Consider the following 5,890-nt stretch of genomic DNA (forward strand, 5'->3'; position numbering starts at 1 on the left):
GGCATGAGTGAAACCCATTTATTCAAACCCATAGGAGTAAAACATGTTCGGAAAAGCCGGATTAGGCGGCCTGATGAAACAGGCTCAACAAATGCAAGAAAACATGAAAAAGGCACAAGCCAAGCTGGCTGAAACCGAAGTTGAAGGTGAAGCAGGCAATGGTTTGGTGAAAGTTGTGATGACGTGTTCGCACGTTGTTCGCAAACTTGAAATCAGCCCTGATTTGATTCAAGAAGCCGCAGACGACAAAGAAATGCTGGAAGATTTGGTATTGGCCGCTATCAATGCCGCTTCTGAAAAAGCCGAAGAAACGACCAACAAAACCATGGGTGCATTTACCCAAGGCCTGCCGGCAGGCATGGGCGACTTCTTCCGTTGATTTAAAAATAAATAAAAGGCCGTCTGAAGCCAGATTTGGGTTTCAGACGGCCTTTTTTATTATGAGGATTCATGGGCTTTCTTTGGGAAAGAACAAGCGTTCCTTATTGATGTAAAAAAGCCTGAACAGAAGTTCAGGCTTTTAAATTTGGCTCCCCGACCTGGGCTCGAACCAGGGACCTGCGGATTAACAGTCCGTCGCTCTACCGACTGAGCTATCGGGGAATGGGGCGTATTATAATGGCTGGAAAAAATGTGTCAATCAATATTTTTAAGGAAATGGTGCAAAATATTTCAAATGTTTGAATGTTAAAAATATTTTGTAATCAAGTTTCACATGCTCCTCAGCCGTTTCAGACGGCCTTTAGTATTTGGCGTTAACCAATTTGCCGTTTTGGAATACTTGTTGCTGCATCACCGTGCCGTTGTAGGCGTAAGTGGTTAACGAGCCATTGCTTGGCGTGGCGCGGAACTGCATCAGTTGGTTACGGCTGAGAACGTAGGGGTCCGTGCGTTTTTGACTGTTGTCGCTGTAAAAGTCTTGGACGACGTATTCGTTGTTACGTTTGCTGATCAGTTGGCGATGGAAGCCACCTTTGACTGCGCTGTTGCTGGGTGTGCCGTGTGCATCAAAATAGGTCACGATTTGTTCTTCTGAGATACGGATGCCGTCTGAATCCGTGCCTTTGGTGGTTTTGGTTTTGTCCAAGCCGACAGGGATGTTGATGGATGTACCCAGGCCGACATGGCGGCCGATGCTGGTGCCGACGCCTAAGCCGACGGAAACACCGGGCGTGCCGACTGTACATGCGCTGAGTGAAGCGGCCAAAAGGGCAGGTAAGAGAATTTTTTTCATAATGTGTATCCTTGTAATAAGAAATATTTGTAATGTGGGAAGTATAGTATTTTTGCGGGGTGGCTGGTGTTAGTATTGGTAAAAGGGCGCAAGGCCGTCTGAGAAACAAGATAGAAACGAATATATCATTCTGGTGTAGAATGTGCCGAAATAATGATTTAATAAGAATGTGAATAAATAATGAAAACTTTGAAATTTACGAAGATGCACGGCTTGGGCAATGATTTTATGGTGGTTAATGCCATCGATCAGGACTTTGATCCGTTGACTGCGCCGCTTGCCCAATGGGCAGACCGCTATCGCGGCGTGGGTTTTGATCAGTTTTTGGTAGTGGAGAAGCCTTCTTCTGATGCGGTCGATTTTCGGTACCGCATTTTCAATGCCGATGGTCGGGAAGTAGAGCAGTGCGGCAATGGAGCGCGTTGTTTTGCGCGTTTTGTCGCGGATAAGGGTTTGACGGATAAAACGGAAATTTTGGTCGAAACGGCCAAAGGGATTATTGTACCGAAGCTGTTGGATAACGGTTTGGTTACCGTCAATATGGGTAAACCACGTTTCATGCCGTCTGAAATTCCGTTTGTGCCTGCACATGGTGAAAATGAAGATGCGCTGACACATATTGTCTTGGTCGGTTTGGAGTCTGTACCGGTAAGCTGTGTGAATATGGGTAATCCGCATGCGGTGATTTTGGTTGATGATGTTGAGACTGCGCCGGTGGAATATTGGGGCGGCGCTATTGAATCGCACGAGCAGTTTCCTGAACGGGTCAATGTCGGCTTTTTGCAGGTTGAAGATGAATTGTCAGTCCGCCTGCGAGTGTTTGAACGCGGGGTGGGGGAAACTCAGGCTTGCGGCACTGGAGCGTGTGCGGCCGTGGTGGCAGGCGTGCGCAATGGCTTGCTGAAAGCGGGTGCGCCTGTGCGTGTTACTCTGCCTGGAGGTGAATTGTTTATCAGTTGGGAAGAAGGTGGCGATGTGCAAATGACCGGCCCTGCGGAAACTGTTTTTGAAGGCGAGTTGCAGTATTCATGATGGTTTCTTTGGATTTTTGGTTTGCCGTCGCGTATGCTGCGGTATCGTTGGCATTTATTTTTCGCGCGCAGCGGTTTCAATGGCTTTGGGCTACGGTGTTGTTGTGGCTGGGGATTTCGGCACTGGGCGCACGCTTGTTGCCCGGAATATGGGGCTTTACGCATACAGGCCCTTTGTTCATCCCTCATTTTTATCTGACAATCGCCAGTATTTTCTTCTTTATTGATGACTGCAGTAAAACGGAAGACAAAAAGTTTTGGTCGGCAGGCGAATATGCCGGTTTGACCTTATTTGCGGTTTCCAATGTCGTCATGACTTTGGCTTTTGTTTTCTTGGTAGGCGTGGTTTATTTCATCTTGCCGCTGGCGGGCGCGGTTTTTGCGTGGGCGGCCTTGCTGAAAATTTATGCTTTGAAACCCATTTATTGGTTTGCATTGCAGGGCGTCCTGATGCTGGTGTTTTATCTGCACAGAGTGGTTGTTTGCAAGCAGTCTGCCTCTCTTTTCAGTATGCGGCAGATGTGGGCAGGTTGGATGGTTGCCGTCGTGATGCAGGCTGTAGTTGCCGTTACATTGATTTTTGAGCGCAGTGGATATTGACCGCGCTTGAACCAAAAGTTATAAAGAAAGAAATTTTCGATATTGGTTTTTCAGACGGCCTGAGTTTAATATGCAGGCTGTATTACATCTAAATCAGGAGCAGGAAATGAAAATTGCAAATAATATTACCGAGCTGATCGGCAACACACCTCTGGTGAAACTGAACCGCCTGACCGAAGGTTTAAAAGCGCAAATCGCCGTTAAACTTGAATTCTTTAATCCAGGCAGCAGCGTGAAAGACCGTATTGCCGAATCTATGATTGAAGCGGCCGAGCAAGCCGGTAAAATCAATAAAGATACCGTTATCGTCGAGGCAACCAGTGGCAATACCGGTATCGGTTTGGCCATGGTGTGTGCGGCCCGCGGTTATAAATTGGCGATTACTATGCCTGAAAGCATGAGTAAAGAACGCAAAATGCTGCTGCGTGCATTCGGTGCAGAGCTAATTTTGACACCTGCTGCCGAAGGTATGGCGGGCGCTATTGCTAAAGCCCAGTCTTTGGTGGACGAACATCCAGATACTTACTTTATGCCGCGCCAATTTGATAACGAGGCTAATCCTGAAGTTCACCGCAAAACCACTGCCGAAGAAATTTGGCGCGATACAGACGGTAAAGTAGATATTTTCGTGGCCGGTGTAGGTACAGGCGGTACGATTACCGGTGTGGGCGAAGTATTGAAAAAATACAAACCCGAAGTTCAAATCGTGGCTGTCGAGCCTGAAGCTTCCCCAGTATTGAGCGGTGGCGAGAAAGGTCCGCATCCGATTCAAGGTTTGGGTGCAGGCTTTATCCCCAGCGTTTTGAATACGACTGTTTACGACAGCATTTCCAAAGTACCTAACGAGGCAGCGTTTGAAACTGCGCGCGCTATGGCTGAAAAAGAAGGCATTTTGGTAGGTATTTCTTCAGGTGCCGCAGTATGGAGCGCATTGCAACTGGCTAAAAAACCTGAAAACGAAGGTAAGTTGATCGTTGTCTTGTTGCCATCATATGGCGAACGCTATCTTTCTACGCCTCTGTTTGCCGATTTGGCATAATATAGGATTGTTGTTAAAAGGCCGTTTTCAGACGGCCTTTTTTGCGTATGGGCTTGAGATATCGTATGAAATCTGTTGTAATTCAGTTAATGAGCTTTGAATACCATTATTCAAAAGTTGGTTTCTTCAACGAATCATGCTTATAATGCGCATTATGAAAAAATACATTCTTCCTATCTTTGCTGTGGCGGCACTTGCCGGTTGTGAATCGATTTATGTTCCAACATTGAAAGAAGTGCCAGTTCGACCAACCAACGTTAAGAAACCTAAGGCTGATTCACAAGTTTCAGCTACCGGTTATCATTTAGCTCCTTCGCATTGGGCAGATGTTTCCAAGATTCATGATGAAGCACGTCGCTTGAGTACCCAAGTGAGCCAAGGTAGTCTGACCAAAGTTCAGGCTGCACAATATTTGAACCGCTTCCGTATCCAACAAGTGGGACGCAACTCTGTCGATGACAGTATGTACGAAGTTTATCTGCGTTCTGCCGTTGACAGCCAACGTGGTGAAATTACTACCGAGCAATCCAAACAGTACATCCAAGGTGCTTTGCGCGGTTGGCAACAGCGTTGGAAAAACATGGATACCAAACCAAGCAATCCTGCGTTTACCAACTTCCTGATGGAAGTTATGGGTATGCAGCCTTTGAAATAAAAAGTCATAAACTGAGAAGGCCGTCTGAATATTCAGACGACCTTCTTTTTGTATTTATATATGTGTAGTCGGACTTTATCCAATTAAGAACCAAACAGCTTGTCAGCCGCTTGACGGGCTTTTTCTTGAATATCTTCGGTCAGATAGTTTTTCATCTGAGAATAAACCAGCGCAATGACGGCAATGTCATCGCTGAAGCCAAATGGAATCAGAAGGTCGGGAATGCTGTCAATAGGACTGAGGAAGTAAACCAGTGCGCCGACAATAATCATTTTTGCACGTTTGGGTGTATGTTCGGATTCCCAGAGATAATAAAGCGCATAAAGCTGGCGGACGACAGGTTTACCCAAGCGACCGGCAAAGCGTCCGAGTTTTTTCATGAAGCCGGATGTGTCTAAGTTTCGACGGCGGAAGGAGGGGATGTAGTCTTCCGGATCGGGTGTGTTTTGATGAGGGGAGTGTGTCATGATGCAGCTTCCTTTTTAGGTATGGAAACATGGTTGGTGTTACGTCGTATTTTAGTCTATTTTGGGCGGATGAAATGTCTTTGAATGTATAACTATGTAAGAGTAGTGATGATAATGCAATGGTAATAAGTTAAGAATGGCTTATGCCTTTGTAAAGATTAGGTATCAAGAGTGAGAATTTATCTCACAATAGATACAATTCTCAAACAATAATGATGTTATCGTAAGTGCTTTGATGGGGAGATGGCTTAATTGCAGGAAAGTAACAAAAAAGGCTAGCCACACAAAAAAAAATCTAAGAATGATTGTTTGATTTTATTAGTCTTTTGGTAAAAATCATTAGAGCATTCATAAATTGCACTGTTCAAAATGAGATAAAACAGGTAAATTATGGTTTATGTAGCTTATTGTAGTGCTGAGCTATAGGTTTTGAGCTGATAATAAATCTAGAGGAACTGACCATGTCCGCCAAATCACGCCCGGTATTTTTGGAAATTCCGAATATCCGATTGCCCATACCGGGGATTGTATCTATTCTTCACCGTATCAGCGGCGTCGGCTTGTTTGTGATGCTGCCTGTTCTCTTGTATTTCTTCTCCGGAACGCTGGATCGCGAAGCGTCGTTTGAAGCATATCGTACTGCTATTTCCAATCCGTTTGTGAAGCTGATCCTTATCGGTCTGTTGTGGGCATATCTGCACCACTTTTTCGCCGGTATCCGCTTTCTGTTTTTGGATGTGCATAAAGGCCTGGAATTAAATACTGCCCGTACTACTGCTAAAGTTGTATTTGCTTCTGCTTTGATTCTGACCGTCGTTTTGGGAGCTTTGTTATGGTAGAACGTAAATTGACAGGTGCGCATTA

At 45.5% G+C, this 5,890-nt stretch carries 8 protein-coding genes and 1 tRNA gene; 6 read left to right on the forward strand and 3 right to left on the reverse strand.

The window, feature by feature from the left end:
- Positions 1 to 43: 43 nt before the first annotated feature.
- A complete protein-coding gene (locus ACTHS3_RS04815) occupies positions 44 to 379 on the forward strand; it encodes a YbaB/EbfC family nucleoid-associated protein (protein ID WP_003678854.1) in 336 nt (111 codons plus the stop codon).
- A gap of 148 nt (positions 380 to 527) precedes the next feature.
- On the opposite strand, the gene ACTHS3_RS04820 is transcribed toward ACTHS3_RS04815, so the two are convergent.
- Positions 528 to 603, reverse strand: a tRNA-Asn gene (locus tag ACTHS3_RS04820).
- A gap of 139 nt (positions 604 to 742) precedes the next feature.
- Complete coding sequence (locus ACTHS3_RS04825) at positions 743 to 1,234, reverse strand: hypothetical protein (RefSeq protein WP_049336771.1); 492 nt, start codon at positions 1,232 to 1,234, stop codon at positions 743 to 745.
- A 180-nt stretch (positions 1,235 to 1,414) separates the two neighbouring features.
- On the opposite strand from ACTHS3_RS04825, the gene dapF reads away from it, so the two are divergent.
- The 4 genes from dapF (at position 1,415) to ACTHS3_RS04845 (ending at position 4,559) form a co-directional block, all read left to right on the forward strand.
- Positions 1,415 to 2,266: a diaminopimelate epimerase gene (gene dapF, locus ACTHS3_RS04830; protein WP_049336770.1), complete on the forward strand. Its 852-nt coding sequence runs from the start codon at positions 1,415 to 1,417 to the stop codon at positions 2,264 to 2,266.
- Positions 2,263 to 2,865, forward strand: a complete 603-nt coding sequence (locus tag ACTHS3_RS04835) for a hypothetical protein (RefSeq protein ID WP_049336767.1) — start codon at positions 2,263 to 2,265, stop codon at positions 2,863 to 2,865. The genes dapF and ACTHS3_RS04835 overlap by 4 nt, the downstream gene beginning before the upstream one ends.
- 106 nt (positions 2,866 to 2,971) lie before the next feature.
- Positions 2,972 to 3,904 (forward strand): cysteine synthase A, encoded by a 933-nt coding sequence (cysK, locus tag ACTHS3_RS04840; protein WP_107723629.1) that lies wholly within the window; start codon positions 2,972 to 2,974, stop codon positions 3,902 to 3,904.
- A 154-nt stretch (positions 3,905 to 4,058) separates the two neighbouring features.
- Positions 4,059 to 4,559: a membrane lipoprotein lipid attachment site-containing protein gene (locus tag ACTHS3_RS04845; RefSeq protein WP_371440888.1), complete on the forward strand. Its 501-nt coding sequence runs from the start codon at positions 4,059 to 4,061 to the stop codon at positions 4,557 to 4,559.
- Positions 4,560 to 4,642: 83 nt separating this feature from the next.
- On the opposite strand, the gene ACTHS3_RS04850 is transcribed toward ACTHS3_RS04845, so the two are convergent.
- Positions 4,643 to 5,026, reverse strand: coding sequence for a YkvA family protein (locus ACTHS3_RS04850; protein ID WP_049329785.1), 384 nt, complete (start codon positions 5,024 to 5,026; stop codon positions 4,643 to 4,645).
- A 461-nt stretch (positions 5,027 to 5,487) separates the two neighbouring features.
- On the opposite strand from ACTHS3_RS04850, the gene sdhC reads away from it, so the two are divergent.
- Entirely contained in the window at positions 5,488 to 5,865 is a 378-nt protein-coding gene (gene sdhC / locus ACTHS3_RS04855) for a succinate dehydrogenase, cytochrome b556 subunit (RefSeq protein WP_049336763.1), read from the forward strand.
- The last annotated feature ends 25 nt before the right edge of the window (positions 5,866 to 5,890 follow it).

The organism is Neisseria sp. P0009.S007 (assembly GCF_051962515.1).